Source organism: Streptomyces sp. CA-179760 (genome assembly GCF_050937045.1).
Lineage (GTDB): Bacteria > Actinomycetota > Actinomycetes > Streptomycetales > Streptomycetaceae > Streptomyces.
In genome coordinates, this window is the sequence record NZ_JBNJLZ010000001.1 from 8,101,343 (window position 1) to 8,123,646 (window position 22,304).

A 22,304-nucleotide genomic window follows, 5' to 3' on the forward strand; every position below is an offset into this window, starting at 1 on the left:
CGGCCTCGGCTCAGCGGGTCCCTGAGCCGAGGCCCTCGGCCGATCGGCCGAGGGCGGCAGTCGGTGACTTCAGCCGATGCCCTGCCGGTCCGGGCGCAAGGCGAACGCGCGGTCCGCGGGGGACGCTTCGGCCTGGTCGACCGCTTGGCGGAGCAGCTCTCGATGACGCAGCAGCGGCTCACGCCGTTCCGCCGGCACGAGCAGGAGCAGGTCGTCCAGTCCTGCCAGCATGCGCCGGGAGACCTGCGGGCTCCCGATGGCGCACCCCCGTGCCTCGGTGAACCCCAGATCCACCAGCTCGGTCCACCCCGGCACGGGCTGCACCAGCCGCACCGCACCGGCCCGGTCCCGGTGCAGGGCGGCGTCCAGCGGGCGCCGGCTCAGCGACGCCAGGAACTGGATGATGCGGTCCATTGCCTGTACGGCGGTGGTCGGATCGTTGATCGCGGGCGACAGGGCGCGCAACGCGATGTCGGACAACTGGCGCAGTCCGAAGCCGAGATCCTGGTGGTAGGTCCGCTCCACCCCGACCGAGGCCGTGTAGCGCAGCGCCCCGCGCGGCGGGGCCGGACCGCCGTGGACGGCCAGCACGGGTGTACCGGGCACCACGAAGTCACCGATCCGCGGGATCAGCCGCAGCACGACCCCGTGCTTGCGCGCCACTCGCACCAACCGAGCGATGTGCACGTCCCGCAGCACACCCGCCCGGCCTTCGTGCGGAACCCACGCGGTCGCGGGACCGAGGAGGGCGGGGTCGTGCCCCTCGTGACCGCCCGTCGGCACGGGCATCGAGGCGGCCACCCGGAAGGACTCCGTGGCGATCCGCGCGATGACATGGCTGATCCGCATCAGCCGCAGGGTGGTGTTCACGTAGAGCACGAAGAGGAACAGGCTCAGCGCGACCATGCAGAGCGTGAGGACCGACTGCACCAGCGGTACCGACGTCACGACACGGGGGTCGTCGGCGGTGTCGAAGGAGGTCAGGACCAGCAGGGTCAGCACGAAGGTCGCCAGGAACACCGCGAAGGTCGCCTTGGTGATCCGGCTGCGCACGAAGAGCCGCACCACACGCGGGGTGAACTGCCCGCTCGCCATCTGCACGGCCACCAGCGAGATGCTGAAGACCACACCGATGAAGGTCATCATCGCCGAGCCGACCGCGGTCACGACGGCCTTCGCGTCCTCCGCGAACCGCAGCAGCTCGTCCAGCGTCTCGTAGTCGCCGTCCTCCTGGAGCGCGTCGACGATGACCGTGTCGAGCACCTGAGCCCCCGCCCAGACCACGAAGACGCTCACCATGGCCAGGGTGGGAGCGAACCAGAACGTGTCCCGCAGATGCTCCCTGAGCGGCGAGAGCGCACGCGGGCGGCGACCCGGAGCGGGGCTCTGCGTAACCATCCAGTCACTCATGGTGCGACCCTAGGGGTATCGGGCCGCGAGGTCCCGGACCCCCGCCCAGCGGACGGAAACGCAGGTGAAAGGCACTCCGAAACCTTGGTATTGTTGTCCATGTCGCCGCCGGGAACACCCCTGGCAAGGCGACGGACACCTGGTCCGGGTGGCGGAATGGCAGACGCGCTAGCTTGAGGTGCTAGTGCCCTTTATCGGGCGTGGGGGTTCAAGTCCCCCCTCGGACACAGACCAGCTCGGGCGGGTCGGGAAATTTCCCGACCCGCCCGAGCTGTTTGCTCACTCCCGGTACCCGCGCAGCTTGCGGTACAGCGTCGCCCGGCCGATGCCCAGCGCGGCCGCCGCTCGCGCCTTGTTGCCGCCGTGGCGGCGCAGCGCCTCCAGGATCGCGGCGCGCTCGGCGTGTTCCATCGGGCTGAGGGGCCGCGCGGCCGGTCCTTCGCGCACCGGGTCCGGGAGTTCGGCCCGGCGGACCGGCCCGGACATCCGCCGCTGCTCCGCGAGAGCGCGGACGACATGGGCAAGCTCGGTGACGTTGCCGGGCCAGGAGTACAGCTCGAGTGCGCGCAGGGCGTCCAGGGTCCAGGTCAGCGGGGGCTGCCCGGGCACCGGCCGGGGCGCCAGGACCGACAGTAGTTCCCGGATGTCCTCGGGCCGTTCCCGCAGCGGGGGCAGAGTCACCGAGCGGGCGGACAGCTTGTCCAGCAGACGTTGCAGGCAGGGTCCGGCCTGGGCGCCAGGCGTGTAGGTGACCAGTACGCGGGTGTCAGGGCGCGTGTCGAGCAGGGAGTTGAGCGCCGCCACGCCCGGCTGTGCGAGGCGCTCGGCGTGGAGCAGCAGGAGAGGACGGCCGGCCGGCCACGCGACCAGGGCCTCGTCGAGCCCGGGGTCCCGCGCCGCGTCGGCGGCTCGGACGGCGCCTTCGCCGAGCAAGCCGAGCGGGCCAGACGGGCCGAGCGGGCCAGGCGGGCCGGGCAGGCCCAGCAGTTCCCGGGCCAGCGCGGACTTGCCGGTTCCGCGCTCGCCGGTCAGCAGCAGCGGCTCCGGGGAACGCGCCAGTTCGACCGCACGCGCGACCGCGTGCCGCCAGGGGACCGAGGAACCGGTGAGAGCGACGGGAGAGCGGGGTGAGGCCGGCGCCGACGGCGGGGAATCGCCGAGCCGTTCCAGGGCGGCGACGATCCCGAGGACCGTACCGTCGTCCAGACGTACGGGCGTGATCCGGGCGGCGCATCCGGTGCCCTCGGTCACGGCCGCCGCGTCCACGGCGTCCCCACGCCGCGCGCTCACCGCCGCACGGTCCAGTGCCTCGAGCACCCCGGGTGTCAGCAGCCGCTGCGCGGCGTCGCTGACCAGCCGGTTGCGGCCGTCCAGGGCGACCACGGCCGGGTCCGCCCCGCACACCGTGCCGGCTGCCGCCCGTAGATACGCGTCCAGCAGCACCCGCTCGGCCCGGCCCGCCCGCGTGCGCAGTTCCGTCTCGACCGCGACCGCGGCGGCCTCGGCGAGTGCCGCCTGCGGATGGGGCGAACGCGTGGCGGACAGGCGTGCCGCCACGGTCACCGTGCCGAGCACCTGGGCACCCTTCGGGTCGAGCACCGGGACGGACACCGCGGACACGTCCTGCCACCGGTCGAGGAAGTGCTCAGGCCCGTGCATCTCGGCCCGGCGCCGGGTGCGCAGCGCGAGAGCCGCGCTGTTGTTGCCGACTTCCGGCTCCGACAGCACGGGGTCCGACAGTGCGGGGCAGGAATCGAGCCCGGATGCGTTCCCCGCCGTCCACAGCACACGCAACCGCTCGTCGGTCAGCACGAGGAGAGACCGGTCGGCGCCCAGGGCCGGGACGATCCGGTCGAGCACCGGTCGGGCCGCCCCGAGCAGCGCCGACTCCACCGGCCGCGGCGGGCGAACCGCCGGTTCCTCCAAGTCGTGCGGCACCCCGAAGAAGCGCGCCCGACGCCACGCCGCCGCGACCTCCTCCGGCACGCCGTCGGGCAACGGGCGCCCCGTCAGGAAGCGTTCACGGGCGTCGTACAGCGAGGGGAGGGCGGTGGCGGCGGAGGTGTGCTCTGTGGTGGTCACGACATGTCCACCGTATCGGGTTCCGTTGAACGGACAACAACTGCCGTGTCCGGAACGTCCGGCCCACACGATGTCTCGTAATGAGACACCTGCCTTCCGCCGAACCCCTCCATGATCATGCATGGCCGAAGTCCGATTCCCCCCGCAGGAGCGCCCCGTGTCCACCGTCGTCGAGACCGACGTCCTGATCGTGGGCAGCGGCCCGGCCGGTGCCTCGGCCGCGCTCGCCCTGAGCACCTACGGCGTGCCCAACCTCGTGGTGACCCGCTACGCGAGCCTCGCGGACAGACCCCGCGCGCACATCACCAACCAGCGCACCATGGAGGTGCTGCGCGACCTCGGCGTGGAGCAGGAGATCGTCGCGCGGGCGACCCCTCAGCACCTGATGGGCAACACGACCTTCTGCACCAGCCTGGCGGGCGAGGAACTGGGCCGGGTGCGCTCCTGGGGCAACGACCCGCTCGTCCAGGCGGAACACGAACTCGCCAGCCCCACCCGCATGTGCGACATGCCGCAGCACCTCATGGAGCCGGTGCTCGTGGACGCGGCCGTCGCCCGTGGCACCCGGCTGCGCTTCGAGACCGAGTACCTGTCCCACACTCAGGACGCGGACGGCGTCACGGCCACCGTCCGCGACCGGCTGCGCGGGGACACGTACGAGATCCGCGCCAAGTACCTGATCGGCGCCGACGGCGGCCGGTCGAAGGTCGCCGCGGACGCCGGGCTGCCGATGGGCGGGCAGATGGGCGTGGCCGGCAGCGTCAACATCGTCTTCGAGGCGGACCTGACGAAGTACACCGCCCACCGGCCGTCCACCCTCTACTGGGTCCTCGCGCCCGGCGCGACGGTCGGCGGCATCGGAGCGGGCCTGGTGCGCTGTGTCCGGCCCTGGAACGAGTGGCTGATCGTGTGGGGTTACGACGTCACCGCGGGCGCCCCCGATCTGACCACCGCGTACGCGGAATCCGTCGTCCGCAAGCTCGTCGGCGACGACGACATCCCCGTGACCGTCAAGTCGTCCTCCGCGTGGACGGTCAACGAGATGTACGCGGAGAGGTACGCCAACGGCCGCGTCTTCTGCGCGGGCGACGCCGTGCACCGTCATCCGCCGTCCAACGGCCTCGGCTCCAACACCTCCATTCAGGACGCCTACAACCTGGCCTGGAAGCTCAAGCTCGTCCTCGACGGCACCGCCCACCCCAGGCTGCTCGACAGCTATACCGCCGAACGCGCGCCCATCGGCCGGCAGATCGTCACCCGCGCCAACCAGTCCATCCGCGAGACCGCCCCGGTCTTCGAGGCTCTCGACGGACTCTCCCCCCAGACCCCCGAGCAGCTGTGGGCCAACATCGCCGCCCGCAAGGACGCCACCGAGGCGGCGGAGAAGCAGCGTGCCGCGCTGCGCGAGGCGATCGCCTTCAAGGTGTACGAGTTCAACGCGCACGGCGTCGACCTCAACCAGCGCTATCCCGCCGAGAGCTCCGCCGCGATCGTCCCGGACGGCACGCCCGACCCCGGCTTCGCCCGCGACCCCGAGCTGCACCACCAGCCGTCCTCCCGCCCCGGCGCCCGGCTCCCGCACGCCTGGATCACCTCCGGCACCCGCACGCTGTCCACCCTCGACACGGTGGGCCGGGGCCGCTTCACACTGCTGACCGGCATCGGGGGAGAGGACTGGGTGCGCGCGGCCGAGGCCCAGGACATCGAGATCGCCACCGTGGTCATCGGCCCCGGGCAGCAGTACGAGGACCCGTACGGCGACTGGGCGCGGCTGCGCGAGATCACGGACACCGGCGCCCTCCTCGTACGCCCCGACGGCTTCGTCGCCTTCCGGCACGCGTCCGCTGCTCCGGACGCCGGAGAACTGCTCGCGGACACGCTGCGGCGGATCCTCGGTCACGCCTGAACGCGCGATCATGGAGGAAGCGGACGCCTCAGGGAAGAAGCAAACGCCTCACGGAGGAAGCGGACGTCGACGAAAGGGAGCCGACATGACCACCGACGCGACGGGGACCGGCGTCACCGAGCAGGCCCTCGCCAGTCTCCGCGCGACCGCCGACCCGCGGCTGCGCGAGCTGCTCACCGGACTCGTCCGTCATCTGCACGACTTCGCGCGGGAGACCCGGCTCACGCAGGAGGAGTGGGAGCGGGCGATCGCCTTCCTGACCGCGACCGGGCAGGCCTGCACCGGCACCCGGCAGGAGTTCATCCTGCTGTCGGACGTGCTCGGCCTGTCCATGCTCGTGGAGACCGTCCACGGCGACCGCGCGCCCGGGGCCACCGAGTCGACCGTGCTGGGTCCCTTCCACATGACCGAGTCACCGGTCCGTGAACTCGGCGACGACATCGACCTGGTGGGCGGCGGCGAGACGTGCGTGGTCAGCGGCCGGGTGCTGGCGCGGGACGGCACACCGCTGCCCGGCGCCGTCATCGACGTCTGGCAGGCCGACGACAAGGGCTTCTACGACGTCCAGCAGCCCGGCGTCCAGCCCGCGGGCAACGGACGCGGGCTGTTCACCGCCGACGCCCAGGGCCGCTTCTGGTTCCGCACCTGCGTTCCGGCCGCGTACCCCATCCCCACCGACGGTCCGGTCGGCGGTCTGCTGCACGCGACCGGTCGGCACCCCTACCGTCCCGCGCACATCCACTTCATCGCCACGGCCGAGGGGCACACGCCCGTCACCACCCACATCTTCGTGGCGGGCGGGGAGTACCTGGACACCGACGCGGTGTTCGCCGTGAAGCAGAGCCTGGTCAAGGACTTCGCGGAGACCGACGACCCCGCCCTGGCAGCGGACTTCGGTGTGGCGAACCCCTTCCGGCTCGCCCGCTTCGACCTCGTCCTGGAGCGTGCCGCATGACGTTCCGGAGCGAGTTCTCGTACGAGACCCGGCCCGTGCGGGTCGTCTTCCGGCCCGGTGCGGCCGTCACCGCGACCCCGGACGAGGCCGCACGCCTGGGCCTGCGGCGGTTGCTCGTGGTGTGCGGCAGCAGGGGCGAGCCGGTCGCCCGGGCGGTGGCGGACGCGCTAGGCGACACCTGCGCGGGAGTGCACGCCGAGGCCCGGATGCACGTACCCGCCGAGGACGCCGACCGGGCCGTCGCGGCGGTGCGCGCGGCCGGGGCGGACGGGTGCGTCGCGGTCGGCGGCGGCTCCGCGATCGGGCTCGGCAAGGCCATCGCCCTGCGCACGGGGCTGCCGCTGATCGCCGTACCGTCGACCTATTCGGGCTCCGAGATGACGCCGGTCTGGGGCCTGACCGAGCAGGGCGCCAAACGTACCGGCCGCGACCCGGTCGTCCAGCCCCGCAGCGTCGTCTACGACCCCCGGCTCACTCTCTCCCTGCCGGTGCACCTGACCGTCACCAGCGGCGTCAACGCGCTCGCGCACGCCGTCGAGGCGCTGTACGCCCCGGACGCCTCGCCGTTGGTCTCGGTCATGGCCGAGGAGGGCGTACGGGCGATGGCCGGGGCGCTGCCGCGGCTGGCCGCCGACCCGCGGGACCTGGACGCGCGCAGCCGGGCGCTCTACGCGGCGTGGCTGTGCGGCGGGTGCCTCGGCGCGACCACGATGGGGCTGCACCACAAGATGTGCCACGTGCTGGGCGGCACCTTCGGGCTGCCGCACGCCGAGACGCACACCGTGGTGCTGCCGTACGCCCTGGCCCACAACGCCCCCGCCGCCCCGCAGGCGTTGGACGTACTGGGGCGGGCCCTGGGCACCGACGACGTGCCGCGCGCCCTGTGGGAGCTGGCCGGACGCCTCGGCGCGCCCCGCTCCCTCGCCGAACTCGGCCTCACGGAAGCCGACCTGGCACCGGCGGCGGCACGGGTGGCGGGCGAGCCGTACGCCAACCCGCGCCCGGTGACGGCGGAGGGGGCCCTGGCCGTGCTGCGGGCGGCGTACGAGGGAGGAACGCCGGAGCCCGTCCGGAGCCGGTAGAAAACCGGGTGCGGCCTGTCGGCTCTGTGGTGTGTCATCGGGGCATGGCGACTGTCTTGGGCGAGCCGGGAACCGACGGGCTGGACGAGGCCGTGGGCGTGCTGCGGGAGTGGCAGTACGAGGGGGCGCCGACGCAGCTGCATCCGGGCGACCTGGGCTGGTTCTGGCGGTCCGGCACCGAAGCGACCGCCGCGGCGGTCCGGACCTGGAGCCGGGATGGACGGATCCTCGCCGTCGGGCTGCTGGACGGCCCCGGGTTGCTACGGCTGACGATGGAGCCCGCCGCCCATCGGGACGAGGAGCTGGCACGGCAACTGGTCGCGGACGTGACCGATCCGGAACGCGGCGTGCTGCCCGAGGGAAAGGTGAACGTCGAGGCGCCGACGGGTGCGTTGACCCAGGACCTGCTGTCCGAGGAGGGCTGGAACACCGACGAACCGTGGACCCCACTGCGCCGCGACCTCGCGGAGCCGGTGCAGGACCCGGGTGTGCGCATCGAGGTGGTCGGGCCGGAGCGGGCGCGGGTGCGGTCCGCCGTGCAGCGGGCGTCGTTCGACGGGTCGAAATTCACGGACGAGCACTGGCACGCGATGGCGGCCGGGGCGCCGTACGCCGACGCCCGGTGTCTCGTCGCCTACGACGACCGGGGCGACGCGGTGGCGGCGGTGACGGTGTGGTCGGCCGGGCCGGGCAGGCCCGGGTTGCTCGAACCGATGGGCGTGCATCGGGAACATCGCGGTCAGGGCTACGGCAAGGCGATCACCGTCGCCGCGGCGGCCGCGCTCCAGGAACTGGGCTCTTCGAGCGCGCTCGTCTGCACCCCGAGCTCCAATGCGGGCGCCGTGGCCACGTACAAGGCGGCCGGCTTCCGCCAGCGCCCCGAGGCCCGGGACCGATGCCGGCCCGCATAGGCCTGTCCGGGAAGGCCCCCGGGAACCCCACGTGCCCGCCGCGACGTCCTGGATCTTGTCCCCACAGATCCATACGGAGGTCAGTCCAGGTCATGGCGCGCGACGGAATCCAGTCGACCGACGGCATCGGCGGGGCGCTCGACGTCCTCGGACGCCACCGCCGCGCGCTGTACGGCTTCACCTTGCTCGTGTCCGCCCTGACCGTCGTGCTCGGCTGCGCGATCCTGGCCGGCGGATTCGCGGCGGCTTGGGACGCCTTCGAGAACGTCCGGGACTACGCGGACCGCAACATAGCCAACGAGGACTCCTACGTGGCCTACGCCGACGGCGGCATGGACCCGCTCAGGAGCGTCGGTCTCGTGGTGACGCTGCTGCTGTTCGCCCTGGGACTCCTCGTCGTCTCCGTCCTGCACGCGGCGTACGCCGTCGGCGACTCTCACGCCAGGCGCGAGGGCGGGCCGCTGGCCGTCCGCGAGTTGTGGCGGCGCACCCGTCGGCGTTTTGCCGCCGCCGTCGTGGTCAACGCGCTGACCGGGGTGGCTGTGGGCGCCGTGGTGGCGATGGGCCTGATGTTGTGGGCCCTCGTCGAGAGCCGCGAGGTGCCCGGCGTCGAGCCGACACCCCTGAACGAGACCGCGTCCCCGCAGTACACGCTGGTGGGCTGGGTGCTGCCGATCGCCGTCGGGTGTCTCGGCCCGCTGCTCTACGCCCGCCTGGCGTTGGCCACCGCCGAGACGGTGCTGGAGCGCCGTTCCCCGTTCGCGGCGTTGTACCGCTCCTGGGTGCTGACCCGCCGTGCACGACGGCGCACCCTCGGCGTGGGCGCGCTGGTCACCGCGGCCGCCGTGCTTGTCTTCTGGCTCGCCCGGTACGTGGCCGGTCCTCTCGCCCACTTCGCCGGACTCGGCATGCTGTGGCTCAGCGACGACAATGTGTGGATCACCGGCGTGCTCGTGTTGATCCTGCCCACGGCCGTGGCCCTTCTCCTGCTGCCTCCGCTGGCCATGCCGCTGGTGTGCGCGGTGTTCGCCCGGCTCCACGGGGAGCTGCGAGCTCGGGAGGAGACCGTTCAGTCCAGGTCGGACATGTCGAGCACGAAGCGGTAGCGGACGTCGCCTCGCCGGAGACGGTCGAGGGCCTCGTTCACCCGTGCCGAGGGCAGCAGTTCGATGTCGGCGGTGATGCCGTGCTCGGCGCAGAAGTCCAGCATGGCGACGGTGGCGGGCATGCCGCCGCTGCCCGCGGAGCTGAGCTTCTTGCGTCCGATGAGCAGGTCGAGGGTCTCCACGGTGACGGGTCCCAGGTGCCCGAGATGGCTGAGCGTCCCGTCCATCGCGACCAGGCGCAGGTAGGGGCCGAGGTCGTGCGGGGAGGCGATGGTGTCGATGACGACGTCGAACCGGTCGCGGGCGCCGGCCATCTGCTCCGGGTCCGTGGAGACGATGAGACCGCGGGCGCCGAGACGACGGGCGTCGTCGGCCTTGTCCGGTGACCGGCTGATCACCGAGGTGTCCGCGCCGAGCGCCACGGCCAGCTTGACCGCGAGGTGGCCGAGCCCGCCCAGTCCCGCCACCGCGATGCTGGTCCCAGGCCCCGCACCGAGGGCGCGCAGCGGCTCCCAGACCGTGATCCCGGCGCAGAGCAGGGGAGCGGCGGCGGCCGGATCCAGCGTGGCGGGAAGCGGATGGGCGAAGCGGTCGCGGACGACGTACTCGCGGGAGTAGCCCCCGAGTGTGGTCGATCCGTCGTGGCGGTCGGTGCCGTCGTAGGTCAGGGTCGGGAAGGCGTGGCAGAAGTTCTCGTGGCCGGCCCGGCACATGGCGCACGCGCCGCACGAATCGACGATGTTGCCGACCGCGACCGGGTCGCCGACGGAGAAGCGGGTGACCGCGGGGCCGGTCTCGGTCACCACGCCGGTGAACTCGTGGCCCGGCACCAGGCGTCGGCCTCCGTCGCCGTCCCGCGAACTGACGGCGTGCGGATCTGAACTGACGGCGTGCAGATCCGTGTGGCAGACACCGCAGTAGTCCACCCGGACCGCGAGGTCGTCGGGGCGCAGATCGCGTCGTTCCAGTGGCACCCGCCGCAGTGTCGGTGACGGACCTTCCACCTGCCAGCCAACGGTGTTCCTCATGACGCCTCCCCATAGACAGACCATAGACAGACCGGTTGGTCTATTCGAGCTTAGGGTCATCCCGTCCGCCAGGCAAACAAACTGTTCTGTTTGATAGCGTGGGGGCATGGCTGATCAGCCCCTGACCTCGCGCGGAGCCGCGACGTACCAGCGCATCCTCGATGTGGCCACCCAGGAGTTCGCCGAGCACGGGATCGCCGGCGCGCGCGTCGAACGGATCGTGGCCGCCGCCCGCACCAACAAGGCGCAGCTCTACGCCTACTTCGGCAGCAAGGAGGGGCTCTTCGACGCCATCTTCTTCGGCTCGCTGGAGCGGATCGTGAACGTCGTCCCGATCGACGCCGCCGACCTCGCGGACTGGGCCGTACGCCTCTACGACGAGTATCTCCGCCGCCCCGACCTCATCCGGCTGGCCACCTGGGCACGCCTGGAGCGTCGCCCGGCCGGCCATCTGGTCGACGACCCCGACCGCCTGGAAGATCACAAACTGCGCGCCATCGCGGAGGCGCAAGCCGCCGGCCTGGTGCGCCGGGGAGACCCGTTCGACGTGATGGCCATGGTGATCGCCATGTCCATGGCCTGGTCGCCGGTCAGCAATGTCTACGCCGCGACCGCGCAGGAGCCCCCCGAACTGCATGAGCAGCGGCGTACCTTGCTCCGCGAGAGCGTCCGCCGCGCCATGACGGCCGGCTGAGGCCGAGTCCGCCCTCGCAGCGGTGAGTTCGCGGACAGAAGGTGACCGCAAGGGTTCCTACGGTCGTGGCATGACGCAGACGCAGAAGATTCTTGTCACCGGTGCCACCGGAACCGTCGGCCGCCACGTGGTCGCCGAACTGCTCGCCCGTGGCCACGCGGTCCGTGCCCTTACGCGGGACGCCGCGAACGCCGTCTTCCCGGACGGTGTCGAGGTCGTCGAGGGCGACCTGACCGACCCTGGCAGCCTGGCCCCCGCCCTGGAGGGGATCACCGGACTCCACCTGATCACCTTCGGCGGAGCCGCCTTCACCCCGCTGGAGACCGGCCCCAGGATCCTGGAACTGGCCCGCTCGGCCGGTGTCCGCCGGATCACCGTGCTGCACGGCGGCGGTCCCACCCCGCTGGAGGACGCGGTGCGCGGCGACGACGCAATGAGCTGGACTGTGCTCATGCCCGTCGAGTTCATGGCCAACGCCCTGGAGTGGGCGGACGGCATCCAGACGGCGGGCGAGGTACGAGAGCCGTTCGTCGCACGGCTGAGTGCCATGGTCCACGAGGGCGACATCGGCGCCGTCGCCGCGGTCGCGCTCACGGAGGAGGGCCACGCGGGCCAGGAGTACGTGATCACCGGCCCCGAAGTGCTCACCGTCGGCGACAAGGTGACGGCCGTCGCCGCCGCGGCTGGCCGGGAGATCGCCCTGGTCGAGCTGACGGAGGAGGAGGCCGTCGCCCGGTGGCGGGCGGCGTTCCTCCCCGAGGACGTGATCGGCTTCCTGCTCGAGGCATACGGGAACACCCCGGAGGTGGGCCGCACGGTGTCCGGCACCGTCGAGAAGGTCACCGGCCGCCCGGCCCGCACCTTCGCCCAGTGGACCGGCGAACACGCCGACGTTTTCCGGAATCAGCCCTGACTGTCTCGTATTGAGACACCCGTCCCGGCGCCCGGTGCCGCAAGATCGAAAAGGGGGTGTGACCGCAACAGGGTGCGGCCGTCGGCGTGCGCTGAACCGCTGCGGACGGCCGTGCCACCTGATGAAAGGTGAACATCATGGCCCTCGCACTGCTCCGGCGACGGCGGCTCAAGGGCGCCTCCGCCGCGGCGGCGGGCCTCGCGCTCCCCCTTCCGTCCGGCGCCGGTGCCGTGGCCCGTGAAGTCGTGGACCCGATGGGCTCGCCCCTGGCGGGCACGGACGTCACCGTCACCGCCCTGGACACCCACCGTGTCGCCGTCCGCGGGACGACCGACCCGTACGGCTACTTCCTCGCCGCGCTGCCGCCCGGCCGGTACAGCCTGCTGGTCGCGGCGGAGGGTCTGCGGCCACACCGCGAGACGATCGAGATCGGCACGGGTACGTCGACGCCCACCGAGCGCGTCTGGCTGCAGCCGGCCGAGGCGCTCCAGCTGCCGGCGCCCGGAACATGGCTCTTCGACCCGCCGCACACCGCGATCCGGTTCATCGCCAAGCACGTCGGCATGGCGAACGTCCACGGCCGCTTCGAACGCTTCGACGGCGGGATCCAGGTCGCGCAGGACATGACGGCCTCCCGCGTGTCCGTCCGCATCGACGCCTCCAGCATCACCACCGGCAACACCACCCGCGACAACCATCTGCGGTCCGCCGACTTCCTCGACGTCGAACGTTTCCCGTACATCGACTTCAACAGCACCCGCTTCGCCTATCGCGGCGGCAGCAAGTGGTCACTGCTGGGCTCCCTCACGATGCACGGCGTGAGCCGCTCCGTCTCGCTCGACACCACGTATCTCGGCACGGTGAACGGCGGCTACGGGCAGGAGCTGCGCTGCGCGGCCCTGGCGACGGCGGAACTGCACCGCGAGGACTACACCCTCAACTGGCGCACCATGCTGGCCCGGGGCATCGCGGTGGTCGGGCCGACGGTCCAACTGGAGCTGGACGTCCAGGCGATGTACCGGACCCACGACACCCCGACCCCGCCGGAATAATCCCTGGCCCGCTCCCCGCCGACCTCCCTACACTCACCGAGTACCGGCGCCGCCCACGATGTGAGCGGTGCGCACTGACGTGACGAATGAAGGGAGACCGCCATGCGTGACCACACCGCTGCCGCCGTCTCCCTGTCGCGCTACGAGGTGATCCTCGTGTCCTCGTCGCTCCGGTGCCCGCTGCGCGGCCGGCGCCGGATGACCGGGACGAACGACTGAACAGCGCCTGCTTCGGCTCGCTGACATAGCGTCAGTGAGCCGAAGCGGACGTGTGTCACCACACCTGCCTCGCCCGGAAATCGCGCTGCCCCTTTCCTGAACGCCTCGAAAGGCCATGGGCCGTGCGCACCAACCACAACCCGCTCGCCGCCGTCCGCAACCTCGGCATCCTCGCCCACGTCGACGCCGGCAAGACCACCGTCACCGAACGGATCCTGTTCGCCACCGGAACCACGCACAAGCGCGGAGAGGTCCACGACGGCACGACCGTCACGGACTTCGACCCGCAGGAGCGCGACCGGGGCATCACCATCTTCGCCGCGGCGGTGAGCTGCGCCTGGGACGGTCACAGGATCAACCTGATCGACACCCCGGGGCACGTCGACTTCGCCGACGAGGTGGAGCGTGCGCTGCGGGTGCTCGACGGCGCGGTGGCCGTGTTCGACGCGGTGGCCGGGGTGGAGCCGCAGAGCGAGTCGGTGTGGCGGCAGGCCGACCGGCACGGCGTACCGCGGATCGCGTTCGTCAACAAGATGGACCGCGCCGGTGCCGACCTCGACGCGGCCGTGGCGTCGATCCGGGAGCGGCTGCACCCGGCCCCGCTGGTCGTGCAGTTGCCCGTCGGCGCGGAGGACACCTTCACCGGCGTCGTCGACCTCGTACGCCTGCGCGCGCTGCTGTGGACCGACGATGACAACTGCGAGGAGGCAGCGGTCCCGGACGGCCTCCGGGACGAGGCCCTGGCACGCCGCCGGGCGCTGGAGGAGGCCGTGGCGGAACTCCATCCGGGCGCGCTGGAGGAGTACTGCGACACGGGCACCCTCGGCGAGCGGACCCTTTCCTCGGCGCTTAGGGACCTGACCCGGGACGGCGACGGTGTGGTCGTGCTGTGCGGCTCGGCGTACCGCAACCGCGGTGTCGAACCGCTGCTCGACGCGGTCGTGGCCTATCTGCCCTCGCCGCTGGACGTGCCGCCGGTCCGCGGCACCGACGACGGTGAGGAACAGGAGCGGCCCGCCGACCCGGCGGCACCGCCGGCCGCCCTCGCCTTCAAGGTGCACGCCACCCCCACAGGCCGGCTGACCTACCTGCGGATCTACTCGGGAACGATCGAGAAGGGAGACACCCTGTGGGACGCGAGCGCGCGGCGCACCGAGCGGATCGGCCGGATCCTGCGTGTCCAGGCCGACCGGCACGCCCCGCTGGACCGGGCGGTCGCCGGCGACATCGTCGCCGTCGTCGGACTGAAGTCCACCCGCGCCGGCTCGACCCTGTGCGCTCCGGACGCCCCGCTCGTCCTGGAGCCTCCGGGCGTGCCCGAGCCCGTGGTCTCGGTCGCGGTCGAATCGCGCAGGGCCGGCGACACCGACCGGCTGGCCTCCGGGCTCGCACGGCTGACCGAGGAGGATCCCTCGCTGGTCGTGCGGACCGACCCGGAGACCGGGCAGACGGTGCTGTCGGGCATGGGTGAACTGCACCTGGAGGTGGCGGTGGAGAAGCTCCGGCGCGAGCTGGGCCTGGACGTCAGCATCGGCCGCCCCCGGGTCAGTTACCGCGAGACGGTCGCCCGGGGTGTGTCCGGACTGGTGTACCGGCACGTCAAACAGGACGGCGGGGCGGGGCAGTTCGCCCATGTCGTCCTCGATGTGGAGCCGCACGAGGACGGCTTCGCGTTCCGCTCGGCGGTCGTCGGCGGGCGCGTGCCGCAGGAGTACGTCCGGGCGGTCGAGGCCGGCTGCCGTGACGCCCTCGCCGAAGGGCCGCTCGGCGGCCACCCGGTGACCGGGCTGCGCGTCACGCTCACCGACGGGGCGACCCATGTGAAGGACTCCTCGGACACGGCGTTCCGCACGGCCGGGCGACTCGGCCTGCGCGAGGCCCTGCGCGCCTGCGCGATGCTCCTCCTGGAGCCCGTCGTCGAGGTCACGGTCACCGTGCCCGAGGACGCGGTGGGAGGCGTGCTCGGCGACCTCGCCGCCCGGCGCGGCCGGGTGACCGGCTCGGTCACCCGGGCGAGCGCGGCGGTCGTCACCGCCACCGTGCCGCTGGCCGAACTCTTCGGCTACGCGACCCGGTTGCGCAGCCGCACACAGGGGCGTGGCACCTTCACGACCCGGCCGACCGGCTATGCGCCGGCGCCGGTCGTGACGACGGTGCGGTAGCGCTCCGCCGGGCCTCTCCCGTTCCGGCAAGGAAGGGAGAGGACCCCGGCCCACGCGCGCGGCCACCGTGATGCCGCACCGCCTGCTCTGGAGCGGAGCGCCGGCCGGTGTCGCCCCGGTCATCGTTCGCCGATCCTCAGACCTGGTCGGCGATCGCGGTGGAGTGCGCCCGCCTGGTGTGGTTGGCGATGCTCGCCGGGGCGCCGGCGTAGTCGCAGGACGAGCACCTCTGCCACACGCCCTCGGACACGGCACGGGTGCTCACCGAATGTCCCGGACCGTATCCGTGTCCGTGCAGCAACTGGGCCACGGAGGAGCCGTACTCGACTGCCAGCAGCGCCGCTTCGGCCACCTTGTCGTGACCGGGGGCGAAGAAGGATCCGGCGCCGACCTTCTTGGCGCATCCGCACCAGCAGGTGCCGGTCGGGGTGAGGTGGGGGAGAGGCTTCGTCGTCATGACGTCACCGTAGGTCAACGACGACGTCCGGACTGGGAGTTCGCGGTCTGCCGGGTACCGGTCAGCCGGAGCGCGGCAACCGCCGATCCCGCGAAGCCGACCAGTTCCCGCGCCGTCTGTTTCACGCGATCGGGTGATGCTGTGGAGGGGTGGGCACGGGCCGGCTTCGCGGGCCGTTCGAGCTGGTGACGGGGAATTCTCGTCCATTGTCATCACGCAGTGGGAGCACACCATGGGCCTTCATTTCCACCGCAACCCCGACGGCACGACGACCGGGCGCAACGAGGCGAACGGCTTCACCGTGACACATGCCGAAGAGGAGGAGGTCAAGCGGCAGTTGTACGAGGACGCCGGGTGGGAGTACACGCCTGCACCCCCTCCGGTCCCGCCCGGGTTCCATCAGTTCTCCTTGGTCCACGACGAGTTCCGGGCCACCGGGTTCGGGGACGAGCGGTATGCGGGGCTGCGGGCGCGTCCGCCGGAAGGGTGCGTGCCGGTCGACTGGGGGTGTTTCGCCCTGGAGTGCGAGCGGCCGGGAAAGACGCTCCTGGGAGCGGTCGCCGCTACCGTCGCGGAGGTCCGCCGAGAGCACGGGCTGGTGATGAACAGCCTGGGTGTGGAGAAGCCCCAGGAATGGTTCGACGCGGACACCAAGAACGGATACGCGGCGCAGATCGTCGCCCACTTGGTGCTGATGGCCGCCGACCGCGCCCGACTGGTCGGGTACGGGCGAAAGGACGTGGTCCGGCTACTCGATGCCACGGGGATCGAGTAGCCGGTGGGATGAGTCAGCGCAGGGCGGCCGGCCCCGGGACGAAGTCCGGATCCACCTGCGCCGCCAGTTCCTCTCCCGTGCGCGCGTCCGCCCAGGCCCGGACGTTGCGCAGGTGGAACTCCACGGCGTGCTGGTACAGCCGGTCCCAGTCGCGTCGGTGGGAGTCGACCGTCTCGCGGAGGACGGTGAGCGCGTGGCGATTGTGCGGCTCCAGGGATGCCAGGGGGTCCGGCCCCGGCTCCGTGCGTCCTTGTTCCGCCGCCCGGACCCACGGCGAGTGCATCAGGTGGGTCAGCAGGTCATCGCCGACCTCCTCCTTCAGAAAGAGAAGGTCTTCCTCGCCGGTCACCTTGTTGCCGATGACCGCGACACGGATGCCGAACTCGCGGGCGTGGTCGCGGTACTGGCGGTAGACCGAGACGCCCTTGCGGGTGGGTTCCGCCACCAGGAAGGTGAGGTCGAAGCGGGCGAACAGGCCGGAGGCGAAGGCGTCCGCGCCTGCCGTCATGTCGACCACGAGGTACTCGCCGGGGCCGTCCAGCAGGTGGCCGAGGTAGAGCTCGACCGCACCGAGCTTGGAGTGGTAGCAGGCCACGCCCAGGTCGGACTCGTCGAACTCGCCCGTGACCATCAGGGGTACGCCGCCCGCGCGGCCGACGTGCCGGGCGTGCAGTTCGTCGTCGCCGAGCGGGCGCAGGAGGCGGGAGCCGCGTCCTGGGGGAGTTGTCTTGATCATCGCCTCGCGGGAGGAGACGCGGGGGTTCGTGCCGCGCAGGAAGTTCTTGATCGAGGACAGGTGGGCGCCCAGGGGAGGGGCGGACTTCTCCAGCCCGCCGAGTGCCTCGGCCAGGTGCTGGTTGATGTCGCCGTCGACGGCGAGGACCGGGGCGCCGGAGCGTGCCAGGTGGCGGGAGAAGAGTGCCGACAGTGTGGTCTTGCCGCTGCCGCCCTTGCCGACGAACGCGATCCTCACGGCCGTCCCACCTTTTTGAAAACGGATGTCATGTGGTTAGGTTTAAGGAGTGATCGCCGTCACTGTCAAATTGCTTGGGCCATATGGGACTTGCTCTCTGGCCGGGGCCCGGCTCACCCGGCCGATCGCTCGCGCTCCTTGGTGCATATGCTGTGCAAGTGCGTCCCCACAGCATCAAGAGCCGCCCCAGGTTCCTCGCCGCCCTTGTCCTTGTCCCGTGCCTGGCCGGCTGCTTCGCCTCCCCGGGAGGGGAGTCGTCGTCGAACGGTGGGCAGTCGGGCTCCCGGCTGCGTGTCGCCCTCGCCTTCCCGCCCGCCGAGAACTTCTCGCCGTACGGAGCCGACGCCACCCTCCTCAGCCGCCTCGGCGTCACCGAGGGCCTGACCGCGCTGGATGCCAACGGCGCCGCGGCCCCCGCGCTCGCCGAGTCCTGGCGCCGCGAAAACGACCGCACCTGGCGATTCACACTGCGTGAGGCCACGTTCCAGGACGGCCCGGACGTCACCCCGTCCGCCGTGGCCGCGGCGCTCACCCGCGCCACGAAGGCGAAGCCCGCGCCCGCCGCCCTCGCCGGCGTCTCGTTCGACGTGAAGGCGGACGGCGACCGCGGCCTGCGCATCACCACGGCAGCCGCCGATCCCGTCCTGCCCATGCGGCTGTCCAGCCCGAGCCTCGCGATCCTCTCCCCGAAGGCGTACGGAGAGAAGGGCAGCCCCGATCCGGTCGGAACCGCCACCGGCCCCTTCGAGATCACGAAGGTCAACGGCGGCGGGTCCGCCACCCTCGACCGGTTCGACGACTACTGGGGAGGTCGTGCCCAGGCCTCCGGCGTCGATGCCCGCTTCGTCAAGGACGGCACCGCACGCGCCAACGCGGTCCGCACCGGCGACGTCGACATCGCCGAGGCGATCCCCGTCGCCCAGGCCGCCACGCTCGACAAGGCGACCCTGAAGGAAGCCGGCACCACCCGCACCACCAGCCTGCAGCTCAACACCAGAACCGGTCCCTTCAAGGACCCGAAGCTGCGTGCCGCCGCGCGCGAGGCGGTCGACTCCTCCACCATCGTCAAGGGCGTCTTCGAGGGGTACGCCGACCCGGGCGCCGGCATCTACGGTCCCGCCGTCACCTGGGCCGAGAGCAAGCGGGTGAAGCCGGCCGGGCGCGCGGAGGCCGTCGAGCCCGACGGTGAGCAGATCACCCTCGCCACCTACGACAACCGGCCCGAGCTGCCCGAGACCGCCCAGGTGGTGCAGCAGCAACTGGAGAAGGCCGGCTTCAAGGTGAAGCTGGAGGTACGCGAGTACTCACGGCTGGAGAGCGACGCCCTCGCCGGGAAGTTCGACGCCTTCATCGGCGCCCGCAACAGCCTCCTCGACACCGGCGACCCCGTCGGCGTCCTCGGCAGCGACTACACCTGCGACGGCAGCTACAACCTGGCCCTGCTCTGCGACAAGAACGTCGACCGGGCGGTCACCAAGGCCGACGGGACCGACGGCACCGGCGAGCGACAGAACGCCGCCATGGCCGCCGAGGCCGCGATCCTCGGTACGGACGCCGTCGTGCCGCTGGCCCACCAGCAGATCATCGCCGGCGTGTCGACCAAGGTCCGGGGCGTCGTCCTCGACCCGTACGAGCGGACCCTGGTGGGTATCGGGACGCGTCGCTGAGCTCTCTCACGCGGGCAGCTTGGTGTCGATCACACAGCTGATCTCGACCAATTGCCCGGGGAAGGTCAGCTCGGTGACGCCGAGGGCTGTGGCGACCGGGCGGTGGGTGCCGAAGTACGCCCGGTTGGCCTGCGCCACCGCCTCGGCGTGGCGCACCAGGTCCACCGCGTACAGCGTCTGGGAGACGACCTGGTTGCGCGTGGCGCCGTAGTGGGCCAGGACCTTGTCGATGTTGACGTAGGTCTGCTGGAGCTGGCCGGCCACGTCGTCCTCGGGGTGGAAGCCGCCCGCATCGTCGAACGCGAGCTGCCCGGAGACATGGATGAGGTCGCCGGACCTGATCGCCTGCGCGTAGCCGAAGTGGGTCTCGGCCGGGATGGCGTGGTCGTAGACATCGGGAGTCGTCACAGTTGCTGTCCTTCCGTTCCTTCCGCCGAGCACGCGACCACGTGCTCTCTTGCGGTTACTCAGGAACTGTAGGAGAGTGACCGCCGACCTGGAATAACGCACTTTTCGGTGACTGGGGAACCAGATGGTGACCAAGCAGGAGTTGAGCGGTCTGCCCGCGGACGCGGATCTGCGGCGGGCGGACTCGCTGGCGCGCGAGATCTTCTCGGACGTCGCCAACAAGTGGGCGCTGCTGATCATCGAGGCCCTCGGCGAACGCACGCTGCGCTTCGGCGAATTGCGCGACGAGGTCGAAGGCGTCAGCCACAAGATGCTCACCCAGAACCTGCGGATGCTGGAGCGCAACGGCCTGGTCGACCGGAAGGTGCACCCCACCGTGCCGCCGAAGGTCGAGTACACGCTCACCGAGCCGGGCCGGGCCCTGCGGGCCACGGTCGACCTGCTCTGCGGCTGGACCCACCAGTACCTCGGTCATATCGAGACGGCACGAAGGCGGTTCGAGGCCTGACCGGCCGAGGCGTCAGCTCGCGACCAGTTCCCGCACCTGCCGCCGGGCCGCGGTCTCCTCGACCCGCGAGGTCCGGTACAGCCACATCACGTCACGCCCGAACGACCACACCAGCAGGCCCAGGGCCAGGGCGGCGACCCCGAAGTTGCCCGCGTACGGCAGCAGATCGGCGCCCGCCACCAGCAGGAGCACGCCCTGGAGAGCCGCGACCGTCTTGCGGGCGGTGCTCGGCGGGAGGGCGGCGGTCAGCCAGGGCCAGACCCGCGCGGCGGCGACGAAGACGTACCGCATACCGCCGATGAGCAGCACCCACGGGCCCAGCTCCATCGACACGTACACGCTCAGCACCAGGATGAGGAACGCGTCGACCTCCATGTCGAAGCGTGCGCCCAGGGCCGTCGAGGTGCCGGTGCGGCGGGCCACCTTGCCGTCCACGCCGTCGAGGATCAGGGCGATGGCCGTCAGGCCGACGAACAGCGACACGGGCGGCGAGCTCTGGAAGGAGTCCGCGACGAGGGCGGTGACCCCGCCGACGAGGGTGGCGCGGCCGAGGGTGACCCGGTTGGCCGCACCGAAGGACCGCAGCCGGGAACGGTGCAGGGCCCGGGAGAGCACCGCCCAGGTGGCCAGGGCGAACGCGAGGCCGGTCAGCCAGCCCGCCGGGCCCATCCCGATCGCCGTTCCGATCAGGGCGAGCAGCAGGACCTGCACTCCCGCCCCCAGGGCGGTCTCCTGCTGGACGAGCCTCGCGTCGTAAGTGTTGTTCAGGGCCACCGAACACCCTCCGGCCGTGTGACAGAGTCGATCAACGCCGCTACTTTGTGCGCGGCCTGTGCACCCCTCGGTACGCAAGCAGCTTCCCGATCGTTCAGGAGGACTTCGATGAAGCACACCGCACGGTCGTTCTGGATCGACTCGCCTGGGCGAGGGGAGATCCGGGACGTCACCCTGCCGGAACCCGGCGAGGGCGAGGTGCTGGTCCGCACGCTGTACTCCGGTGTGAGCCGCGGCACGGAGACGCTCGTCTTCCGCGGCGGTGTGCCGGTGAGCCAGCACACGGCCATGCGGGCACCGTTCCAGGAGGGCGACTTCCCGGGCCCCGTGAAGTACGGCTACCTCAACGTCGGCGTGGTGGAGGAAGGGCCCGGGGAACTCGCCGGCCGTACGGTGTTCTGCCTCTATCCGCACCAGAGCCGGTACGTCGTCCCGGCCCGGGCCGTCACACCCGTACCGGACGCCGTGCCGGCCGAACGGGCCGTGCTCGCCGGGACCGTGGAGACCGCCGTCAACGCCCTGTGGGACGCCGCGCCCCTGGTCGGCGACCGGATCGCCGTGGTCGGCGGCGGCATGGTCGGCTGCTCGGTGGCCGCGCTGCTCGCCCGGTTCCCCGGCGTCCGCGTCCAGCTGGTCGACGCCGACCCGTCCCGTGCCGCCATCGCCAAGGCTCTGGGCGTCGGCTTCGCCACCCCCGCGGACGCCCTGGGCGAGTGCGACCTGGTCGTCCACGCGAGCGCCACCGAGCAGGGACTGGCCAGGTCCCTGGAACTCCTCACCGCCGAGGGGACCGTGCTGGAACTGAGCTGGTACGGCGACCGCAGGATCAGCCTGCCGCTCGGCGAGGCCTTCCACTCCCGGCGGCTCGTCATCCGCTCCAGCCAGGTCGGCACCGTCTCCCCGGCCCGTCCGAACCGCAGCTACGCCGACCGGCTCGCCGTCGCCCTCGACCTGCTCGCCGACCCGGCGCTCGACGCCCTCGTCACCGGCGAATCGGCCTTCGAGGAGCTGCCGGACGTGCTGCCGAGGCTCGCCTCGGGCGAGATTCCCGCGCTGTGCCACCGCGTCAGCTACGACCGAAGTGCGTAACCCGTACGACGAGCGCGATTGGCGCATCGGCTGACGATTCGTTCCATCCGGTACGACATCGGTACGACGAGAGCGCCTGACCTGAGAAAAGACGTAGCGGAGGCTGAACAGGGGAAGGCAAGGAGCCGTATTA

At 71.7% G+C, this 22,304-nt stretch carries 20 protein-coding genes and 1 tRNA gene; 14 read left to right on the plus strand and 7 right to left on the minus strand.

The features are described 5' to 3' along the window. Nucleotides 1-69 precede the first annotated feature (69 nt). Entirely contained in the window at nt 70-1,410 is a 1,341-nt protein-coding gene (locus ACQEV8_RS36705) for a DUF2254 domain-containing protein (protein WP_432969387.1), read from the minus strand. Nucleotides 1,411-1,552: 142 nt separating this feature from the next. On the opposite strand from ACQEV8_RS36705, the gene ACQEV8_RS36710 reads away from it, so the two are divergent. Beyond that, nucleotides 1,553-1,637: transfer RNA gene (locus tag ACQEV8_RS36710), tRNA-Leu, on the plus strand. 52 nt (nt 1,638-1,689) lie between these two features. On the opposite strand, the gene ACQEV8_RS36715 is transcribed toward ACQEV8_RS36710, so the two are convergent. Beyond that, complete coding sequence (locus ACQEV8_RS36715; RefSeq protein ID WP_432969390.1) at nt 1,690-3,492, minus strand: sigma-54-dependent Fis family transcriptional regulator; 1,803 nt, start codon at nt 3,490-3,492, stop codon at nt 1,690-1,692. 121 nt (nt 3,493-3,613) lie between these two features. Between ACQEV8_RS36715 and ACQEV8_RS36720 the strand changes: the two genes are divergently transcribed. From ACQEV8_RS36720 to ACQEV8_RS36740, 5 genes are all read left to right on the plus strand, one after another. After that, nucleotides 3,614-5,398, plus strand: a complete 1,785-nt coding sequence (locus tag ACQEV8_RS36720; RefSeq protein WP_432969393.1) for an FAD-dependent oxidoreductase — start codon at nt 3,614-3,616, stop codon at nt 5,396-5,398. Nucleotides 5,399-5,483: 85 nt separating this feature from the next. Beyond that, the gene (locus ACQEV8_RS36725; RefSeq protein WP_432969396.1) at nt 5,484-6,353 is read left to right on the plus strand and encodes an intradiol ring-cleavage dioxygenase; all 870 of its coding nucleotides are present in this window, start codon (nt 5,484-5,486) and stop codon (nt 6,351-6,353) included. After that, nucleotides 6,350-7,435 (plus strand): maleylacetate reductase, encoded by a 1,086-nt coding sequence (locus ACQEV8_RS36730; protein WP_432969399.1) that lies wholly within the window; start codon nt 6,350-6,352, stop codon nt 7,433-7,435. Before ACQEV8_RS36725 ends, ACQEV8_RS36730 begins: the two co-directional genes overlap by 4 nt. Before the next feature lie 44 nt (nt 7,436-7,479). Next, nucleotides 7,480-8,346, plus strand: a complete 867-nt coding sequence (locus ACQEV8_RS36735; RefSeq protein ID WP_432969402.1) for a GNAT family N-acetyltransferase — start codon at nt 7,480-7,482, stop codon at nt 8,344-8,346. Nucleotides 8,347-8,438: 92 nt separating this feature from the next. Next, a complete protein-coding gene (locus tag ACQEV8_RS36740; protein WP_432969405.1) occupies nt 8,439-9,452 on the plus strand; it encodes a hypothetical protein in 1,014 nt (337 codons plus the stop codon). Here the strand turns inward: ACQEV8_RS36740 and ACQEV8_RS36745 are convergent. Continuing rightward, entirely contained in the window at nt 9,416-10,480 is a 1,065-nt protein-coding gene (locus tag ACQEV8_RS36745; RefSeq protein WP_432969408.1) for an NAD(P)-dependent alcohol dehydrogenase, read from the minus strand. The two genes, ACQEV8_RS36740 and ACQEV8_RS36745, sit on opposite strands and share 37 nt — an antisense overlap. A 106-nt stretch (nt 10,481-10,586) precedes the next feature. Between ACQEV8_RS36745 and ACQEV8_RS36750 the strand changes: the two genes are divergently transcribed. The 4 genes from ACQEV8_RS36750 to fusA all read left to right on the plus strand — a co-directional run bounded on the left by ACQEV8_RS36750 (nt 10,587) and on the right by fusA (nt 15,520). After that, nucleotides 10,587-11,174, plus strand: coding sequence for a TetR family transcriptional regulator (locus ACQEV8_RS36750; RefSeq protein WP_432969411.1), 588 nt, complete (start codon nt 10,587-10,589; stop codon nt 11,172-11,174). A 70-nt stretch (nt 11,175-11,244) separates the two neighbouring features. Then, a complete protein-coding gene (locus ACQEV8_RS36755) occupies nt 11,245-12,087 on the plus strand; it encodes an NAD(P)H-binding protein (RefSeq protein WP_432969414.1) in 843 nt (280 codons plus the stop codon). 137 nt (nt 12,088-12,224) lie between these two features. Further along, nucleotides 12,225-13,139, plus strand: coding sequence for a YceI family protein (locus ACQEV8_RS36760; RefSeq protein ID WP_432969417.1), 915 nt, complete (start codon nt 12,225-12,227; stop codon nt 13,137-13,139). A gap of 341 nt (nt 13,140-13,480) precedes the next feature. Next, entirely contained in the window at nt 13,481-15,520 is a 2,040-nt protein-coding gene (fusA, locus tag ACQEV8_RS36765) for an elongation factor G (protein ID WP_432969420.1), read from the plus strand. A gap of 136 nt (nt 15,521-15,656) precedes the next feature. Here fusA and ACQEV8_RS36770 read toward each other — a convergent pair whose 3' ends face one another. Next, nucleotides 15,657-15,977 (minus strand): hypothetical protein, encoded by a 321-nt coding sequence (locus ACQEV8_RS36770; protein WP_382826094.1) that lies wholly within the window; start codon nt 15,975-15,977, stop codon nt 15,657-15,659. Between the two features lie 232 nt (nt 15,978-16,209). Between ACQEV8_RS36770 and ACQEV8_RS36775 the strand changes: the two genes are divergently transcribed. Further along, the gene (locus ACQEV8_RS36775; protein ID WP_432969425.1) at nt 16,210-16,752 is read left to right on the plus strand and encodes a hypothetical protein; all 543 of its coding nucleotides are present in this window, start codon (nt 16,210-16,212) and stop codon (nt 16,750-16,752) included. 13 nt (nt 16,753-16,765) lie between these two features. On the opposite strand, the gene ACQEV8_RS36780 is transcribed toward ACQEV8_RS36775, so the two are convergent. After that, nucleotides 16,766-17,725, minus strand: a complete 960-nt coding sequence (locus tag ACQEV8_RS36780) for an ATP-binding protein (protein WP_432969428.1) — start codon at nt 17,723-17,725, stop codon at nt 16,766-16,768. A 152-nt stretch (nt 17,726-17,877) separates the two neighbouring features. Here ACQEV8_RS36780 and ACQEV8_RS36785 point away from each other — a divergent pair, with 152 nt between their 5' ends. Continuing rightward, complete coding sequence (locus tag ACQEV8_RS36785) at nt 17,878-19,392, plus strand: ABC transporter substrate-binding protein (RefSeq protein ID WP_432969431.1); 1,515 nt, start codon at nt 17,878-17,880, stop codon at nt 19,390-19,392. A gap of 6 nt (nt 19,393-19,398) precedes the next feature. On the opposite strand, the gene ACQEV8_RS36790 is transcribed toward ACQEV8_RS36785, so the two are convergent. Next, entirely contained in the window at nt 19,399-19,800 is a 402-nt protein-coding gene (locus ACQEV8_RS36790) for a RidA family protein (protein ID WP_432969434.1), read from the minus strand. A 124-nt stretch (nt 19,801-19,924) separates the two neighbouring features. Between ACQEV8_RS36790 and ACQEV8_RS36795 the strand changes: the two genes are divergently transcribed. After that, nucleotides 19,925-20,308, plus strand: a complete 384-nt coding sequence (locus ACQEV8_RS36795) for a winged helix-turn-helix transcriptional regulator (protein ID WP_432969437.1) — start codon at nt 19,925-19,927, stop codon at nt 20,306-20,308. 12 nt (nt 20,309-20,320) lie between these two features. Here the strand turns inward: ACQEV8_RS36795 and ACQEV8_RS36800 are convergent, their stop codons facing one another. Further along, nucleotides 20,321-21,082: a CDP-alcohol phosphatidyltransferase family protein gene (locus tag ACQEV8_RS36800; protein WP_432969440.1), complete on the minus strand. Its 762-nt coding sequence runs from the start codon at nt 21,080-21,082 to the stop codon at nt 20,321-20,323. Nucleotides 21,083-21,190: 108 nt separating this feature from the next. Here ACQEV8_RS36800 and ACQEV8_RS36805 point away from each other — a divergent pair, with 108 nt between their 5' ends. Further along, on the plus strand, nt 21,191-22,171 hold the full coding sequence (locus ACQEV8_RS36805) for a dehydrogenase (protein WP_432969443.1): 981 nt from the start codon (nt 21,191-21,193) through the stop codon (nt 22,169-22,171). Nucleotides 22,172-22,304: the final 133 nt, after the last annotated feature.

What these genes read in the sequence shown, in the direction of transcription:
- ACQEV8_RS36795 (WP_432969437.1), top strand. Translation starts at nt 19,925, where the DNA reads ATGGTGACCAAGCAGGAGTTGAGCGGTCTGCCCGCGGACGCGGATCTG.
- ACQEV8_RS36735 (WP_432969402.1), top strand. Translation starts at nt 7,480, where the DNA reads ATGGCGACTGTCTTGGGCGAGCCGGGAACCGACGGGCTGGACGAGGCC.
- ACQEV8_RS36750 (WP_432969411.1), top strand. Translation starts at nt 10,587, where the DNA reads ATGGCTGATCAGCCCCTGACCTCGCGCGGAGCCGCGACGTACCAGCGC.
- ACQEV8_RS36745 (WP_432969408.1), bottom strand. Translation starts at nt 10,480, where the DNA reads ATGAGGAACACCGTTGGCTGGCAGGTGGAAGGTCCGTCACCGACACTG.
- ACQEV8_RS36730 (WP_432969399.1), top strand. Translation starts at nt 6,350, where the DNA reads ATGACGTTCCGGAGCGAGTTCTCGTACGAGACCCGGCCCGTGCGGGTC.
- ACQEV8_RS36720 (WP_432969393.1), top strand. Translation starts at nt 3,614, where the DNA reads ATGGCCGAAGTCCGATTCCCCCCGCAGGAGCGCCCCGTGTCCACCGTC.
- ACQEV8_RS36740 (WP_432969405.1), top strand. Translation starts at nt 8,439, where the DNA reads ATGGCGCGCGACGGAATCCAGTCGACCGACGGCATCGGCGGGGCGCTC.
- ACQEV8_RS36805 (WP_432969443.1), top strand. Translation starts at nt 21,191, where the DNA reads ATGAAGCACACCGCACGGTCGTTCTGGATCGACTCGCCTGGGCGAGGG.
- ACQEV8_RS36755 (WP_432969414.1), top strand. Translation starts at nt 11,245, where the DNA reads ATGACGCAGACGCAGAAGATTCTTGTCACCGGTGCCACCGGAACCGTC.
- ACQEV8_RS36775 (WP_432969425.1), top strand. Translation starts at nt 16,210, where the DNA reads ATGGGCCTTCATTTCCACCGCAACCCCGACGGCACGACGACCGGGCGC.
- ACQEV8_RS36725 (WP_432969396.1), top strand. Translation starts at nt 5,484, where the DNA reads ATGACCACCGACGCGACGGGGACCGGCGTCACCGAGCAGGCCCTCGCC.
- ACQEV8_RS36705 (WP_432969387.1), bottom strand. Translation starts at nt 1,410, where the DNA reads ATGAGTGACTGGATGGTTACGCAGAGCCCCGCTCCGGGTCGCCGCCCG.
- ACQEV8_RS36760 (WP_432969417.1), top strand. Translation starts at nt 12,225, where the DNA reads ATGGCCCTCGCACTGCTCCGGCGACGGCGGCTCAAGGGCGCCTCCGCC.
- ACQEV8_RS36770 (WP_382826094.1), bottom strand. Translation starts at nt 15,977, where the DNA reads ATGACGACGAAGCCTCTCCCCCACCTCACCCCGACCGGCACCTGCTGG.